The 14,233-nt window shown below is 72.5% G+C and carries 13 protein-coding genes; 5 read left to right on the plus strand and 8 right to left on the minus strand.

The features are described 5' to 3' along the window. Nucleotides 1-127: 127 nt before the first annotated feature. From DFR41_RS04120 to DFR41_RS04145, 6 genes are all read right to left on the minus strand, one after another. Entirely contained in the window at nucleotides 128-637 is a 510-nt protein-coding gene (locus tag DFR41_RS04120; protein WP_017758556.1) for a flavin reductase family protein, read from the minus strand. 150 nt (nucleotides 638-787) lie between these two features. Beyond that, complete coding sequence (locus DFR41_RS04125) at nucleotides 788-2,017, minus strand: nucleoside recognition domain-containing protein (protein WP_114801780.1); 1,230 nt, start codon at nucleotides 2,015-2,017, stop codon at nucleotides 788-790. A gap of 200 nt (nucleotides 2,018-2,217) precedes the next feature. Then, the gene (locus tag DFR41_RS04130) at nucleotides 2,218-2,496 is read right to left on the minus strand and encodes a type II toxin-antitoxin system RelE/ParE family toxin (protein WP_017758264.1); all 279 of its coding nucleotides are present in this window, start codon (nucleotides 2,494-2,496) and stop codon (nucleotides 2,218-2,220) included. Then, entirely contained in the window at nucleotides 2,493-2,786 is a 294-nt protein-coding gene (locus tag DFR41_RS04135) for an antitoxin of toxin-antitoxin stability system (protein WP_114801781.1), read from the minus strand. Before DFR41_RS04135 ends, DFR41_RS04130 begins: the two co-directional genes overlap by 4 nt. Before the next feature lie 53 nt (nucleotides 2,787-2,839). After that, nucleotides 2,840-3,652, minus strand: coding sequence for a crotonase/enoyl-CoA hydratase family protein (locus DFR41_RS04140; RefSeq protein ID WP_114801782.1), 813 nt, complete (start codon nucleotides 3,650-3,652; stop codon nucleotides 2,840-2,842). Nucleotides 3,653-3,700: 48 nt separating this feature from the next. Then, nucleotides 3,701-6,373, minus strand: coding sequence for a winged helix-turn-helix domain-containing protein (locus DFR41_RS04145; RefSeq protein ID WP_114801783.1), 2,673 nt, complete (start codon nucleotides 6,371-6,373; stop codon nucleotides 3,701-3,703). Between the two features lie 147 nt (nucleotides 6,374-6,520). Between DFR41_RS04145 and fadB the strand changes: the two genes are divergently transcribed. Then, nucleotides 6,521-8,671: a fatty acid oxidation complex subunit alpha FadB gene (gene fadB / locus DFR41_RS04150; RefSeq protein ID WP_114801784.1), complete on the plus strand. Its 2,151-nt coding sequence runs from the start codon at nucleotides 6,521-6,523 to the stop codon at nucleotides 8,669-8,671. Between the two features lie 66 nt (nucleotides 8,672-8,737). Continuing rightward, nucleotides 8,738-9,520, plus strand: a complete 783-nt coding sequence (locus DFR41_RS04155; protein ID WP_114801785.1) for an SDR family NAD(P)-dependent oxidoreductase — start codon at nucleotides 8,738-8,740, stop codon at nucleotides 9,518-9,520. A gap of 15 nt (nucleotides 9,521-9,535) precedes the next feature. On the opposite strand, the gene DFR41_RS04160 is transcribed toward DFR41_RS04155, so the two are convergent. Both DFR41_RS04160 and DFR41_RS04165 read right to left on the minus strand, forming a co-directional pair. After that, entirely contained in the window at nucleotides 9,536-9,952 is a 417-nt protein-coding gene (locus DFR41_RS04160; RefSeq protein ID WP_114801786.1) for a type II toxin-antitoxin system VapC family toxin, read from the minus strand. Further along, nucleotides 9,949-10,206 carry a type II toxin-antitoxin system Phd/YefM family antitoxin gene (locus DFR41_RS04165; protein ID WP_114801787.1) on the minus strand — a complete coding sequence of 86 codons (258 nt, stop codon included), beginning with the start codon at nucleotides 10,204-10,206 and terminating at the stop codon, nucleotides 9,949-9,951. The genes DFR41_RS04160 and DFR41_RS04165 overlap by 4 nt, the downstream gene beginning before the upstream one ends. Nucleotides 10,207-10,392: 186 nt before the next feature. Between DFR41_RS04165 and DFR41_RS04170 the strand changes: the two genes are divergently transcribed. The 3 genes from DFR41_RS04170 to DFR41_RS04180 all read left to right on the plus strand — a co-directional run bounded on the left by DFR41_RS04170 (nucleotide 10,393) and on the right by DFR41_RS04180 (nucleotide 14,168). Beyond that, the gene (locus tag DFR41_RS04170; protein WP_244917640.1) at nucleotides 10,393-10,851 is read left to right on the plus strand and encodes a MarR family winged helix-turn-helix transcriptional regulator; all 459 of its coding nucleotides are present in this window, start codon (nucleotides 10,393-10,395) and stop codon (nucleotides 10,849-10,851) included. 70 nt (nucleotides 10,852-10,921) lie between these two features. After that, nucleotides 10,922-12,865, plus strand: coding sequence for an FUSC family protein (locus DFR41_RS04175; RefSeq protein ID WP_170159312.1), 1,944 nt, complete (start codon nucleotides 10,922-10,924; stop codon nucleotides 12,863-12,865). 118 nt (nucleotides 12,866-12,983) lie between these two features. Beyond that, entirely contained in the window at nucleotides 12,984-14,168 is a 1,185-nt protein-coding gene (locus tag DFR41_RS04180) for an acetyl-CoA C-acetyltransferase (RefSeq protein ID WP_114801789.1), read from the plus strand. Nucleotides 14,169-14,233: the final 65 nt, after the last annotated feature.

Below are 14,233 nucleotides of genomic sequence, written 5' to 3' on the forward strand. Positions count from 1 at the left end.
GCTTGTGGAGCCCCGGGGACCGTTCAGGCTGAGCCTGTCGAAGCCCGCTCCAAAGGCGCCTTCGTCCGACCCTCGGCGCCTGGGGATGCGCTTCACGAATCGGCGCGCACATCCGTGAAGCGCATCCCTAGAGCGGGTGTTCGGTATAGAAGCGCCCGCCGTGGAACAGCAGCGGCGCCACACCGGCGCGGTGGGCGCAGCGCTCCACCTCGCCGACGAAGATGACGTGGTCACCCTCTTCATAGCGGCTGCGGTTGAAGCATTCGAAGCTGGCCACGCAGCCCTCCAGCACGGGCGCGCCGGCCACGCCTGGTGCCCAGTCCACGCCTTCCCAGCGGTCCACCCCGCGTGCGGCGAAGCGCTCGGCCAGCGCCTTCTGGCTGGCGGCCAGGATGTTGACCGCGTAGTGCGAGCCCGCGCTGAGGTCGGGCATCGAACCCGCGCTGCGCGCCAGGCTCCACAGCACCAGCGGCGGCGTCAGCGACACCGAGTTGAAGGAGTTGGCCGTGAATCCCACCAACCGTCCATCGGCGGCCCGCGCCGTGATGATGGTCACGCCGGTGGCGAACATGCCCAGGGCGGCGCGGAACTCGGCGGCGGAAAAGTCGGGCGCTTGGGCCTGGAGGGGTGCGGTCACGGAAGAGGGCCTGGTGGCGGGAGGCGGTCGGCCGGCATTGTCCCGCAGGCCGCTTGCCGGGGGCGGTGGCAGGGTCGGGCAGGTGCAGATGCAGGCGTCAGGCGTTGCGCGTTGCTGGCCGATGAAGGGGCCTGAAGAAGGCCCGGCGCCTCAGCCGAAGAACCAGTAGCAGACGGCGATCGCGGCGCCGACACCGGCCAACTCGGCCAGCAACGCACAGCCCACCGCGTGCCGCGCCCGCTGGATGCCCACCGCGCCGAAGTACACCGCCAGCACGTAGAAGGTGGTCTCGGTGCTGCCCTGGATGGTGGCGGCCACCAGGGCGGGGAAGCTGTCCACGCCGTGGGTCTTCATGGTCTCGATCAGCAGCGCCCGCGCCGCACTGCCCGAGAAGGGCTTGACCAGCGCGGTCGGCAGCGCATCGACGAAGCGCGTGTCCCAGCCCGTCTGCGCCACGCACCAGCGGATGCCGTCCAGCAGCAGGTCCAGCGCGCCCGAGGCCCGCAGCACGCCGATGGCGCAGAGCATGGCCACCAGGTAGGGCAGCAGGCCCTTGGCCACGTCGAAGCCTTCCTTGGCGCCCTCGATGAAGCGGTCGTACACCGCCACCCGCCTGAGCGCGCCGACCACGAGGAAGGCGATGACGACGCCGAACAGCACCAGGTTGCCCATCAGCGACGAGAGCTGCGCCAGCGCCTGCGCCGACAGCGTGGCCAGCAGCGCCATGAAGCCCGCCACCAGCGCCGCGCCGGGCAGCAGGTAGGCCAGCACCACCGGGTCCCACAGCTTCAGGCGCTGCGCCAGCGCCACCGACAGCAGCCCCACCAGCGTCGACGCGCTGGTTGCCAGCAGGATGGGCAGGAAGACCAGCGTCGGGTCGGCCGCGCCCTGCTGCGCGCGGTACATGAAGATGGTCACCGGCAGCAGCGTGAGCGAGGACGCGTTGAGCACCAAAAAGAGGATCTGCGCGTTGCTGGCCGTATCGGGCCGTGGGTTGAGCGTCTGCAGCTCGCGCATGGCCTTCAGGCCGATGGGCGTGGCCGCGTTGTCCAGGCCCAACGCGTTGGCCGCGAAGTTCATGGTGATCAGCCCCAGCGCCGGATGGCCCGCGGGCACCTCGGGCATCAGCCGGCGAAAGAGCGGCCCCAGCGCCCGCGCCAGCAGCGCCACCAGTCCGGCCGCTTCGGCGATGCGCAAAAAGCCCAGCCACAGCGTGAGCGTGCCGAAGAGCAGCAGCATGATCTCCACCGACAGCCTGGCCATGGCGAACAGCGCCTCGACCATGGCGGCGAAGACCGTCGCGTCGCCACCCACCAGCCAGCGCGAAAAGCCCGCCACGGCGGCGGCGAGGAAGAAGGACAGCCACAGGCCGTTGAGCATGGTGGAAAGCGATGCAGAGGGAGCGGGAATGCGCGCGCGGATCATAGGAGCCGCCGCGCCGCATCCAAGGCCGCGTCGGCCCGCTGGCGATGCTCGGTGGCAAGGGCGGCGCGTGATGCGGCGCCATGTCGGAGATGCTCACGCCAGCGGCGGCGTTGTTGGATGAGGGGGCGGCGCAGGGCCGCGTCGCCCGGCGTCGATCAAGCGGGTGGCCACCGGCGGGCCGTGTGAACGAGCGCCAGAATCCAGACCGCGTCGTCGTGCACTTCGTAGACCAGCCTGTAGCTCTCGTGCACGACGAGTTCGCGCGTGCCGGCAACGCGGCCTGCGCGCCCCAGCAGCGGGTGCGCCGACAGGCGGCCAGCCGCGTCGCCGAAACGCTCGTCCATGCCGATGGCGGCCAGGGGCTTGTCCCGGCCGATGAAGTCCAGGATGTCCGCCCGATCCTGCTCTGCGGCCGAGGTCCAGAAGACTTTCAAGGCTTGTTTGCGTCCGCGCGGGCCTGGAGCCGGGCGCGGCGCTCAACAAATCGGGCCTCGACCTCGTCGGCGCTGGCGTGCTGGCCGGCGGCGCGTTGTGCGCGGGCCGTGGCCACCTTGTCCTGCAGGAAAGCGTCGTAGTCCCTCGCGTCTCGCTGACGCTGGACGAAGTCGCGCATGAGTTCCCGGACGATCTGCGAAGCCGGCCGGTCGCTGGCCTGCGCCTCCGCCATGAAGGCGTCGCGCAGTTCCGGCTCGAGTTTCATGGTGAAGACGGCTTCCTTGGGCATGGTGGCTCCTGAAAACGTAGGGACGATGTCTCTATTTTGTCAGTACCTCGTCATCACCGGGGCATCTCGCCGAAGCGGCCGTGCCGCCCCGCCCCCGCCGCAAAGCGCGCAGCGCCCGCCTCACCCTCGGCAAAGAACATCGGCACGCCGTTCGCGCCCTCCTGCCGCAGTGCCTCGTCCAGCGGCAGGTCCCACTGCACATAGGCGGAGCGACGGTCGGCCCGCATGCATTGCTGCGGAAAGGCCGCCAGCTCGCGCGCCCAGGCCTGGGCGGCGAACAGGGCGCTGCCGCGCGGCACGACGCGGTTGACCAGGCCCATGGCCAGCGCCTCGTCGGCGGGCACGGGCCGGCCGCTGAGGATCAGGTCCATCGCCCGGCCCATGCCGATCAGGCGCGGCAGCCGCACGGTGCCGCCGTCGATCAGCGGCACGCCCCAGCGGCGGCAGAAGACGCCCATCACGGCGTCGTCGGCGGCGACGCGCAGGTCGGCCAGCAGGGCCAGTTCCAGGCCGCCGGCCACGGCATAGCCCTCGATGGCGGCGATCAGCGGCTTGGACAGCGCCATGCGCGTGGGGCCCATGGGGCCGGGGCCCTCACCGCGGACATCCAGCGCATTGCGCGCGGCCGGGTCGGTGGCGGCCGCCAGGTCGGCGCCAGCGCAGAAGTGGCCGCCGGCGCCGGTGAGCACCGCCACCCGCAGGGCATCGTCGGTCTCGAAGCGTTCGAAGGCCTCGCGCAGTGCTTCGGCCGTGGCGCCGTCGACGGCATTGCGCTTGTGCGGGCGGTCGAGGGTGATGGTGCAGATGGGGCCGTCGGCGGCGTAATGCACGCTGGTCTGCAGGGCAGATGCGGAAAGATCGGTCATGGGCGAGGCTCCCGGTTGAAAAGGTCTGCGGCCGACAAGGCGCCCGCCCTACCGCACCACACCCGCCTGCCGCGCCAGCGCCACCGCCTGCGTGCGGCTGCGGGCGCCGAGCTTGAGGTTGATGTTGCGCAGGTGCGTGCGCACGGTGCTGTCCGAGACGAACAGCTTCTCGGCCATGGCCGCGTTGGAGTAACCGGCGGCCAGCAGTTCCAGCACGCGGATCTCCTTGCGGGTCAGCGGCTCGGCCAGGGGCGCGGGCGATGCGTCGCCGGCCGCCGGCTCGTCCTCGTGCACCTCGCCGAAGGCGGCGGCCAGGCGTGCCACATGGTCGGCATAGATGGGCCCGGCCTCGTCCAGCCGGGCTCGGTCGGCCTGCAGGGCGCGCAGCAGCGGTGCCAGCGCGGGCCCCTCGTCCAGCAGCAGCCGCACGAAGCCTTCGCGTGCGGTCTCGGCCAACACGGCGGCGAGCGTCGTCTGCGCCTCGGCCGCTGCACCGGCACGCGCATGGGCCAGCGCCAGCAGCACGCGCAGCTTGAGCGCCCGGTGCCGCCGCGCCTGCGTGTCGGCCTCGGCGATGGCCGGTGCCAGCGCCTGCCGCACGCCTGCCGCATCGCCGAAGCGCAGCTGCCAGCGCCAACGGCCGATGGCGATGTCGTCCACCTGGTGGGCCGGCAGGTTGAGGCGGCGCACGCGGTCCCACACGGCGGCGTCGTCGGCACGCTCCAGCATGTCGGCGGCGGCCTCGCGGTTGCCCTGCAGCATCAGGAGGCGCGCGTGCTCCAGCTTGGCGCTGGCCACCACGCGCGGCAGCTGGCGGTCGTGGCCCAGGTATTCCAGCTCGGTCAGCAGCTGGAAGGCGCTGTCCACATCGCCCTGCAGGAAGGCGATGCGTGCCCGCATGCGGTAGGCCGCGATCACATGGTCGGGCAAGCCCACATCGCGGGCCAGCGGCAGGTACACGCTCAGCAGGTGCTCGGCGCCGGCCAGGTCGTCGCTTTCGTACAGCACGCCGGCATGCAGCACGCCGGCCCAGGCATTGCCCTGCGTGGGGTTGTACGAGGCGCTGCGCGGCGTCGCGGTTAGCGCCACGCGAAAGCGCGCGGCGGCCTGGCGCAGCCGACCTTCGGCCAGATCGAGCACGCCTTCCATCGCCTCGGTGTACATGCGGTTGAAGATGCTGCCGGCCTGGCTGCGGCGGGCGGCGTCGAGCAGGCGGTGGGCCTCGTGCTGCTCGCCCATCACCGAGACGATGTAGGCCATGGCATTGGCCAGCGCGCTGTCGGCGAAGGCGCGGCAGGTGGGCAGGCGACGCAGGTTGGCCTGGCCGACGGGGTAGGCGTCCTCGGGATGGTCCATCATGGCCAGCAGCAGCGGCTGCAGGCCGTTGACGTGGGCGCGCACGGCGGCGTCCTCGCTGGTCTCGCAGCCGCTGGCGCGTAGCCGCTGCAGCGCCTGCCAGGGCCCGCGGGTGAAGCATTCGGCCCAGGTGGCCACCATCTGCAGCAGCGGTTGGCCGGCCAGCTGCTCGGGCGGCAGCGCGGCGAACCAGCGGTCCAGCAGGCGCATGCGCCCTTCCTCCAGGAAGCGCTCGGCATGGCGTGCCAGCAGGGTCAGCGCATGCGGATGGTCGCCGCCTTCGATGGCATGGTCGATGGCGGGCACCGGCCGGCCCTGGGCTTCGTACCAGCCCGAGGCCGCCAGGTGCAGCCGCGCCACGTCGCCGGGCCGCTCGCGCGCCAGCTGGGCGCGCAGGAAGTCGGCGAACAGGCTGTGGTAGCGGTAGCTGCGCGCATCGCTGGCCAGCGGCGCGAGGAAGAGGTGGCCCGCCTCCAGCTGCGCGAGCATCGCCGTGCAATCGGCGCGCGGCGCCACGGCCGCGCACACCTGTGCGTCGAGCACGCGCAGCACGCTGGTGCGCAGCAGGAAGTCGCGCACCTCCTCGCTCTGCTGGGCCAGCACGTCCTCGGCCAGGTAGTCGGCCACCGCGCGGTCGGAGCCCGAGAAGCGCTCGACGAAGTCGCAGCCTTCGGCGCCGTGGCGTTGCAGCGCCAGCGAGGCCAGCCACAGCGCGCCGGCCCAGCCCTCGGTCTTGGCGAGCAGCCGCTCCAGCGTGTCGCGCGGCAGCGCCTCGCCTCGCAGGCGGAAGAATTCCTCCGCCTCGGCGGGCGAGAAGCGCAGCAGGGCGGCGTCGATCTCCAGCAACTGGCCGCGCGCCCGCAGCCGGCCCAGGCCCAGGTCGGGCAGGCTGCGCGAGCCGATCACCAGCTGGGCTTGGCGTGGCAGGCCGTCGAGCAGTTGCCGCACCAGGCCGATGACGGCGGGCGACTGCAGCACCTCGAAGTCGTCGAGGAAAAGCGCGAAGGGCAGCGCGTCATGGCCCAGCGCGGCGATGGGGTCGCCCCGGCCGCTGCCCGGTGCGGGCTCGATGCCCAGGGCCTGCACCGCGGCGGCCAGGCCCTGCAGGAAGCGCGGCACGTCGTTGTCGGCGCCGTCCAGCGTGAGCCAGGCGGTGGCGATGCCCTCGGCCTCGAAGCGGTCGCGCATCTGGCGCATGGCCGTGGTCTTGCCGAAGCCGGCCGGCGCGCGCACCAGCAGCAGCCGGGCGCGGGCCGCCTCGTGCACCTGCCGAGCGATGGCCTGCCGCAGCACCTGCGCCGCTGGCGGTGCGGGTGGGCTGAGCTTGGCGGGCTGGACGGGCACGGAAGGCGGCGGGGCGGACATGGAACGAGGCGGTGCGCGTGGCGCGGAGTGACAAAAGCCGCGCGGCGGCGGCCGGCCACTTTCGTCGGTTTGGACGATGGCCGCAAGAAGGGGCGATTCCTAGACTGCCCCCGGCTTTCAGGCCAGAGACACCCAGGAGACAACACCGTGTTCGAAGGAAACAGCATCCGCCTGCAACCCCTGGCCGATGGGCTGGTGGAGCTCGTCTTCGACCGCCGCGGCGAGGCCATCAACAAGTTCGACGCCCGCACCGTCGCCGAGCTGCGCGAGGCCGTGGCCCTGCTCGCGGCCGACACCGGCCTGCGGGGCGTGCTGATCACCAGCCCCAAGGACGTGTTCATCGTCGGCGCCGACATCACCGAGTTCGGCGCCACCTTCCAGCAGAGCGCCGAGGCCATCACGGCCGGCGTGCGGCGTAGCAACGAGGTCTTCGTCGCGCTGGAAGATCTGCCGGTGCCCACCGTGGTCGCCATCAACGGCTATGCGCTGGGCGGTGGGCTGGAGCTGGCGCTGGCCGCGACGCTGCGGGTGATGTCCACCGCCGCCCAGGTGGGCGTGCCCGAGGTCAAGCTGGGCCTGTTCCCCGGCTTCGGCGGCACGGTGCGGCTGGCCCGCGTGGCGGGGCTGGGGACGGCCATGCGCTGGGTCGCCACCGGCACGCCGGCCGATGCGCGCACGGCCCATGCCGCTGGCGTGGTCGAGGCCGTGGCCGAGCCCGATGCGTTGCGCGACGACGCGCTGGCCCTGCTGCGCCGATGCGTCGCGGGCGACGTGGACTGGCGCGCCCAGGTCGCGCGCAAGCACGCTGCGCTGCCCGGCGATGCCACTGCCTTCGCGGCCACGGCGCAGCAGGTGCTGGAAGAGCTGGCCCCGCGCCTGGGTCGCCATCAGCCTGCCGCGCCCATGGCCCTGGCCATGATGGCCGACGGCGCGTCGCAGCCGCGCGACGAGGCCCTGCGGCTGGAGGCCGAGGCCTTCGGCCGCGTCGCACGCACGCAGGCGGCGGCCTCGCTGGTGCGCACCTTCCTCAACGAACAGGCCGTGCGCAAGGCGGCGAAGAAGCAGGCCGCCGGCGCCAGGGCGCCCGCCCGGGCCGCCGTGCTCGGCGCCGGCATCATGGGCGGCGGCATCGCCTTCAGCAGTGCGCTGGCCGGCATTCCCGTGCGCATGAAGGACATCCGCGCCGACCAGCTGGACCTGGGCATGACCGAGGCCGCCAAACAGCTGGGCCGCCGCGTGCAGGCGGGCCGCTTGTCGCAGGCCAGGGCCGACGCGGTGCTGGCCGCCATCACGCCGCAGCTGGACGACGCGGGCCTGGATGCGGCGGACCTGGTGGTCGAGGCCATCGTCGAGCGGCTGGCGGTCAAGCAGCAGGTGCTGGCCGCGCTGGAGCCGCAGCTGCGGCCCGATGCGCTGATCGCCACCAACACCTCCAGCCTGCGCCTGGCCGACATCGCCCGGCCACTGGCCCGGCCGCAGAACCTGGTCGGCATGCATTTCTTCAACCCCGTGCCGGCCATGCCGCTGGTCGAGGTCGTGCGCGGCCCGCAGACCAGCGACGCGGCCGTGGCCGCCGCGGTGGCCTACGCGCTGGCCATGAAGAAGACGCCCATCGTGGTGGCCGACGGGCCGGGCTTCCTGGTCAACCGCGTGCTCACCGCCTACTTCAATGCCTTCAACGAACTGGTGGCCGAGGGCGTGGATTTCACCGCCATCGACCGCGCTATGGAGGCCTTCGGCTGGCCCATGGGCCCGGCCTGGCTCAACGACGTGGTGGGCATGGACACCGGCGCCCATGTGGGCGACGTGATCACCGCCGGCCATCCGAAGCGCATGCGCGCCATCGACGCCAACCCGGTGCACCGCATGGTGCGTGCCGGTCGGCTGGGTCAGAAGAGCGGCGCCGGCTTCTACCGCTACGAACGCGACGCCGTCGGCAAGCCGCGCCGCAGCGCCGACCCCGCTGCCCAGGCCCTGCTGGCGGACCTGGCGCCCGGCGGCTTCACGCCCATGGCCGACGAGGCCATCGTGGAACGCCTGATGCTGCCCCTGCTGGCCGAGGCCATCGCCGCGCTGGAGGACGGCAGCGTCGCCAGCGCCGCCGAGCTGGACATGGCCCTGCTGCTGGGCGTGGGCTTTCCGGCCTGGCTGGGCGGGCCGCTGCAGTACGCCGACTGGCTCGGTGCGGCCGAGCTGCTGCGGCGGCTGGAGGCCCATGCCGCGCACGGCCCCGCCTATGCGCCGCCCGAACTGCTGCGGCAGATGGCGGCGCAGCAGCGGCGCTTCCACCCGCTCTGACCGAACACGCGCCTTCGCCTGCCGCCCTGGCAGGCGCCCCTCACCACGACACAGGAGAGCCCCTTCATGCAACTCGATGCCACCATCGCCGCCGTCGTCACCGGCGGTGCCTCCGGCCTGGGCGCCGCCACCGCGCGGCGGCTGGCTTCGCACGGCGTCAAGGTCGCGCTGTTCGACCTCAACGAAGCGGCCGGCGAGGCGCTGGCACGCGAGATCGGCGGCCTGTTCTGCGCCGTCGACGTGACCAACGAGGCCTCGGTCGATGCCGGCTTCGCCAAGGCCCGCGCCGCGCACGGGCAGGAGCGCGTGCTGGTCAACTGCGCCGGCACCGGCAATGCCGTCAAGACCGCCAGCCGGGACAAGGCCACCGGCGAGATCAAGCACTTTCCGCTGGCCAACTTCGACCGCATCATCCAGATCAACCTGGTGGGCACCTTCCGCTGCATCGCCAAGTCGGCAGCGGGCATGCTGACGCTGGAGCCCCTGGTGGACGGGGAGCGCGGCGCCATCGTCAACACCGCCTCGGTGGCCGCGGTCGACGGCCAGATGGGCCAGGCGAGCTATTCGGCCAGCAAGGCCGGCGTCGCGGGCATGACCCTGCCCATCGCCCGCGACCTGATGGGCGAGGGCATCCGCGTCAACACCATCCTGCCCGGCATCTTCGACACGCCGCTGCTGCAGGGCGCGCCCGACAACGTCAAGGCGGCGCTGGCGGCCTCGGTGCCTTTCCCGAAGCGCCTGGGCAACCCGGCCGAGTACGCGCACCTGGCCGAGACGATGATCACCAACGGCTACTTCAACGGGGAGTGTGTGCGGCTGGATGGGGCGATCCGGATGGCGCCGCGGTAGCCGGTGCCGCAGTGCTCAGGATGCCGCAAAGGGATTGAACACCTCGACGGCCAGCGCATGAAAGTCCGCCACGTTGCGCGTAGCCACCGTCAGGCCGTGCACCTGGGCGGTGGCGGCGATCATGGCGTCTTCGTAAAGCGTGTCGGACTTCCGGTGCATCAGCCGCGCCCAGGCCCGGAAAGCCCCGGCGTCCATGGGCAGGACGTTGTAGGCGCTGGCGATCTGCGCGAGCCATGCCTCGATCTCCTGGGCCTTGGCCGCGTCCTGCTCCTTCGTCAGCTCGATGCCGGCCTGGATCTCGCCGAGCGTGACCGCCGAAAGATGCAGCTGCGCATCGTCCAGCGACTTCAACCAGGCCACCACCGCGCCGTGCGGGCGCAGGCGGCGCAGTTCGGAGACGACGTTGGTGTCGAGCAGGTAGCCCTGCGTCACCGCTGCGGCTCCACCTTGCGCCGACGCGCCTGACCGCGCGGCGGTACCAGCAGGTCGGTGCGGCCGTCGTCCGACAGCAGCAGTTGCTTGAGCGACGGACGGGCCGCCGACTGCAGCCGGCGCCATTCCTGCACCGGCACCAGCACGGCCGCCTCGGCGCCACGGCGGGTCACCATCTGCGGGCCTTGCTCGAGGCAGGCATCGAGGAATTCGCTGAACCGCGCCTTGGCGTCCTGGACGGGCCATGTGTGCATCGGAAAGCTCCCTGTTGAACTGGTCAGGCAACTAGTCTGTCAGCAGGACCCTGGGCTGTCAAACGAGAGACTTTGCGGCCCGTCCCCCGGCGGGGTTCGGCTCGCTCGCATCCAGGCTGCAGTCACGGCGCAAATCGATACCCTCCAAATCGTTGGAATTCAAATGATTCGCCTATCATCCTCCCCATGGATGACGACACCCCCGCCCTGCCCCGCCAGCGCTTCGGCATGCGTTTCGTCGTGCTGGCCCGTCGCTGGCGCCGGGCGCTGGACGCGCAACTTGCCGCCCTGGGCCTGACCGACGCGGGCTGGCCGCCCCTGATGTACCTGGCCGAGGCGGGGGGCGGGCTCACGCAGCGGGAGCTGGCCGAGCGCATCGGCATCGACGGCTCCAGCCTGGTGCGGCTGCTGGACCAGCATGCCCGCGCCGGCTGGATCGAGCGCCGCGACGATCCGCAGGACCGCCGCACCTGGCGGCTCTTCCTCACCCGCGACGGGCGCGCGGTGGTGCGGCGCATCCAGGCGGTGCTGGACCGGGTGGAAGGCCGCATGCTCGCCGGGCTGGACGACGCGCAGCTGCAGGCGCTGCTCGATGGCTTCGACCGTATCGGCGAAGGCATCGAGGCCATGGAGGCAGGGGAATGAGCGCCTGCCCGGCCAATCCGAAGGGCGTCCAGTGAACGTCCGCCCCAACGTCCCTGCCGAAGGCACCTCCATGTCCTTCGAGCGAGTCGCGCGCCGCTTCGGCTTCGAGCCTGCCCGCCTGGCGTTCACCCTGCGCACCGCGGCCGGCTCGGGCATGGCGCTGCTGCTGGCGGGCCTGCTGGGCCTGGACCATCCCCAATGGGCGGCCATGACCGTGTGGATCGCGGCACAGCCGCTGCGCGGCCACCTGATCGAGAAGAGCCTGTACCGCCTGCTGGGCACGGCCGCCGGTGCCCTCTACGGCGTGGCGCTGGTGGCCCTGGGCCACGGCTCGCCGGCGGTGCTGGTGCCCGGGCTGGCGCTGTGGGCCGGACTGTGCGCGGGCGCGGGCCAGCTGCTGCGCGGCTTTGCCAGCTACGGCACCTTGCTGGCCGGCTATTCGGCGGCGATGGTGGCGCTGCTCGACGCCAGCCATCCGACGCACATCGCGGCCTTCGGCCTCGACCGGCTGCTGACCATCGGCCTGGGCGTGGTGGTGGCGCTGGCCGTGAGCCTGCGCTTCGCGGCCCGGCCGCCGGCCGATGCGCTGCACGTTCGCATGCGCACCCTCTGCCTGGATCGGCTGCGCGAACTGGCCGCCTGGGCGCGCACCGGGGCGCTGCCGGCGCACACGGCGCGCGACACCCAGCTGGCCGAACTGGCACGGCTGGAGGAAGGGCTGGAGCTGCAGGTCGCCGGCCGCCTCGATTCCCGCCGCGAGGTGCGTGCGCTGCGCCAGGCGCTGACCGCCCAGGTCGGCCTGCTGCTTTGGTGGCCCGGGGCCCGGGCGCCGGCTCACACGGAGGGCGCTCCGCTGGTCGCGGCGCTGCAGACTGCGCTCGACGCCGCGGGCGCCGGCCGGCCCGTGGGCCCGGCGCTCCTGCAGGCCGCGACGGTCGCCGAGTCGCTGGACGCCGAACTGGCGGCCGTGCTGCGTCGCCTCGGCGAGGCGGCTTGCAGCATCGAAGGCCCTCACGGCAGCGCAAGCGCGCACGCGCGCGTCGGCACCGGTCCCGATGCGCGCCCCGCTTTCGAGCCGACCGTCGTGCTGCACCGCGACTGGATCGCCGCGCGCGAGACCTTCCTGCGCTCCGCCCTCACGCTCGGCCTCATCGGGGGGCTGTGGCTGGCGACCGGCTGGTCTGCGGCGCCGCTGCTCATGCTGGGCGTGGCGGTGATGACCACGCTCTTTTCCACCGCCGACGACCCGGCGCGGATCATGCGCTCGGTGTTCTGCGGCCAGTTGCTCGGCGCCGCCGCGGCGCTGGCGGTGCAGGCCCTGCTCTGGCCGTGGGTGGATGGTGCGGTCGGGCGGTTGCTGATGTGCCTGCCGCTGGTGCTGGCCGGCGCCTTCGTGCTGGCACATCCACGCACGGCGCGCTTCGGCTTCGACTTCAATCTCGTCGGCCTGCTGCTCCTGCAGCCCATGCATGCCCGGGCGTTCGCCTGGCCGACGGGGCTGGCCGAGGCGGCGGCGGTGGTGGCCGGGCCGCTGGTGGCGCTGGCGGCCTTCCGCCTCGTCTTTCCGCCGGGCGGCCGGCGTCGCTATGCGCAGCTGTCGGCGCTGATGCGGGCGGAGGTCGCGGCCATGGCCGCACAGCCAAAGGCCTGGCAACGCGCCGCGGTGTGGCGGGCCCGATTGCAGCACCGCGTGCTGCGCCTGGTCCGGTGCGCCGACGCGGCCGGGCTGGCCCCGGGGCGTGCCGCACGCGAAGGCCTGGCCGTGCTGGCCACCGGGCAGGCGGTGCTCGCGCTGGGGCAGATGCTGGCGCAGGACGCATGGCCCGACGCCGACCGCCGCCGCGCACAGGCCTGGCTGCGTCGGCTGGCCCGGCCCGTGCGCAGTCCGGCACAGGCCCACCGCCGAGGCCGCCTGCTGGCGCGCGATGCCTTGCGGCTGGGCCCCGCGCCTGCCGGGCCCCAGGTGGCGTCGGCGCTGCAGCACGCCGCCCGGGCGCTTGCGCAGGCGGGCTGAGGTACCGCCGCGTCGCGTGGCCATCGAAATTCGTCGCTTCGGACGAGCGACGCCGCCGCCCTCGCCGCCCAGAATCCACGCGGACTTCCGACGAACCGCATTGGAGACTGGAGACACCATGGCAGAAGCATTCATCGTCGCCGCCACCCGTACCGCCGGCGGCCGGCGCGGCGGCAAACTCTCGGGCTGGCACCCGGTGGACCTCGCGGCCCAGGTGATCGACGAACTGGTGCGCCGCGCCGACGCCGATCCGGCGCTGGTCGAGGATGTGATCATGGGCTGCGTCAGCCAGGTGGGCCAGCAGGCCACCAACGTGGCGCGCAATGCGGTGCTGGCCTCCTCGCTGCCCGAGTCGGTGCCCGGCACCTCGGTCGACCGGCAGTGCGGCTCCTCGCAACAGGCGCTGCATTTCGCGGCCCAGGCGGTGATGAGCGGCAGCATGGACGTGGTGATCGCCGCTGGCGTGGAGAGCATGTCGCGCGTGCCGATGTTCACGCCCAACGCGCTGCCGCTGAAGGCGGGCCTGGGCGGCTACATGAGCCCGGCCATGCAGAAGCGCTACCCTGGCGTCGAGTTCAGCCAGTTCATGGGCGCCGAGATGATGGCGAAGAAGTACGGCCTGTCGAAGGAGCAGCTCGACGTCTACGCGCTGCAGAGCCACCAGCGTGCCGTGGCTGCGACGAACGAGGGTCGCTTCGCCAGGGAGATCCTGGCGGTCGAGGCCCGCAGCGCCGAAGGCGGCGCCGAGGGCGAGGGCCAGCCGCATGCGGTGGACGAGGGCATCCGCTTCAACGCCACGCTGGAGGGCATCGCCGGCGTCAAGCTGATCCAGGAGGGCGGCCGCTGCACGGCGGCCACCGCCAGCCAGATCTGCGACGGCGCCACCGGCGTGATGGTGGTCAACGAGCGCGGCCTCAAGGCGTTGGGCGTCAAGCCGCTCGCGCGCATCCACCACATGACCATGATCGGCCACGACCCGGTGATCATGCTGGAGGCGCCCATCCCCGCCACGCAGCGCGCGCTGCAGAAGGCCGGCATGAAGATCGACGACATCGACCTGTTCGAGGTCAACGAGGCCTTCGCGCCCGTGCCCCTGGCCTGGCTGCAGGTGACGGGCGCCGACCCGGCGCGCCTGAACGTCAACGGCGGCGCCATCGCCCTGGGCCATCCGCTGGGCGCCTCGGGCACCAAGCTGATGACCACGCTCGTGCATGCCCTGCACGACCGCGGCGGCCGCTACGGCCTGCAGACCATGTGCGAAGGCGGCGGCATGGCCAACGTGACCATCGTCGAGCGGCTTTGAGCCGCGGCCGGGCCATCTCCACGGGAGATGCACGCTCGGCGACCCTGGACCGTTCAGGCTGAGCC

Source organism: Pseudacidovorax intermedius, assembly GCF_003350475.1.
In the GTDB taxonomy this organism is placed as follows: domain Bacteria; phylum Pseudomonadota; class Gammaproteobacteria; order Burkholderiales; family Burkholderiaceae_C; genus Xenophilus; species Xenophilus intermedius.

Bases quoted from the DNA above. Each gene is read 5' to 3' on its own strand.
- DFR41_RS04125 (WP_114801780.1), bottom strand. From the start codon at position 2,017: ATGCTCAACGGCCTGTGGCTGTCCTTCTTCCTCGCCGCCGCCGTGGCG.
- DFR41_RS04135 (WP_114801781.1), bottom strand. From the start codon at position 2,786: ATGCCCAAGGAAGCCGTCTTCACCATGAAACTCGAGCCGGAACTGCGC.
- DFR41_RS04140 (WP_114801782.1), bottom strand. From the start codon at position 3,652: ATGACCGATCTTTCCGCATCTGCCCTGCAGACCAGCGTGCATTACGCC.
- DFR41_RS04145 (WP_114801783.1), bottom strand. From the start codon at position 6,373: ATGTCCGCCCCGCCGCCTTCCGTGCCCGTCCAGCCCGCCAAGCTCAGC.
- DFR41_RS04155 (WP_114801785.1), top strand. From the start codon at position 8,738: ATGCAACTCGATGCCACCATCGCCGCCGTCGTCACCGGCGGTGCCTCC.
- DFR41_RS04165 (WP_114801787.1), bottom strand. From the start codon at position 10,206: ATGCACACATGGCCCGTCCAGGACGCCAAGGCGCGGTTCAGCGAATTC.
- DFR41_RS04170 (WP_244917640.1), top strand. From the start codon at position 10,393: ATGGATGACGACACCCCCGCCCTGCCCCGCCAGCGCTTCGGCATGCGT.
- DFR41_RS04175 (WP_170159312.1), top strand. From the start codon at position 10,922: ATGTCCTTCGAGCGAGTCGCGCGCCGCTTCGGCTTCGAGCCTGCCCGC.
- DFR41_RS04180 (WP_114801789.1), top strand. From the start codon at position 12,984: ATGGCAGAAGCATTCATCGTCGCCGCCACCCGTACCGCCGGCGGCCGG.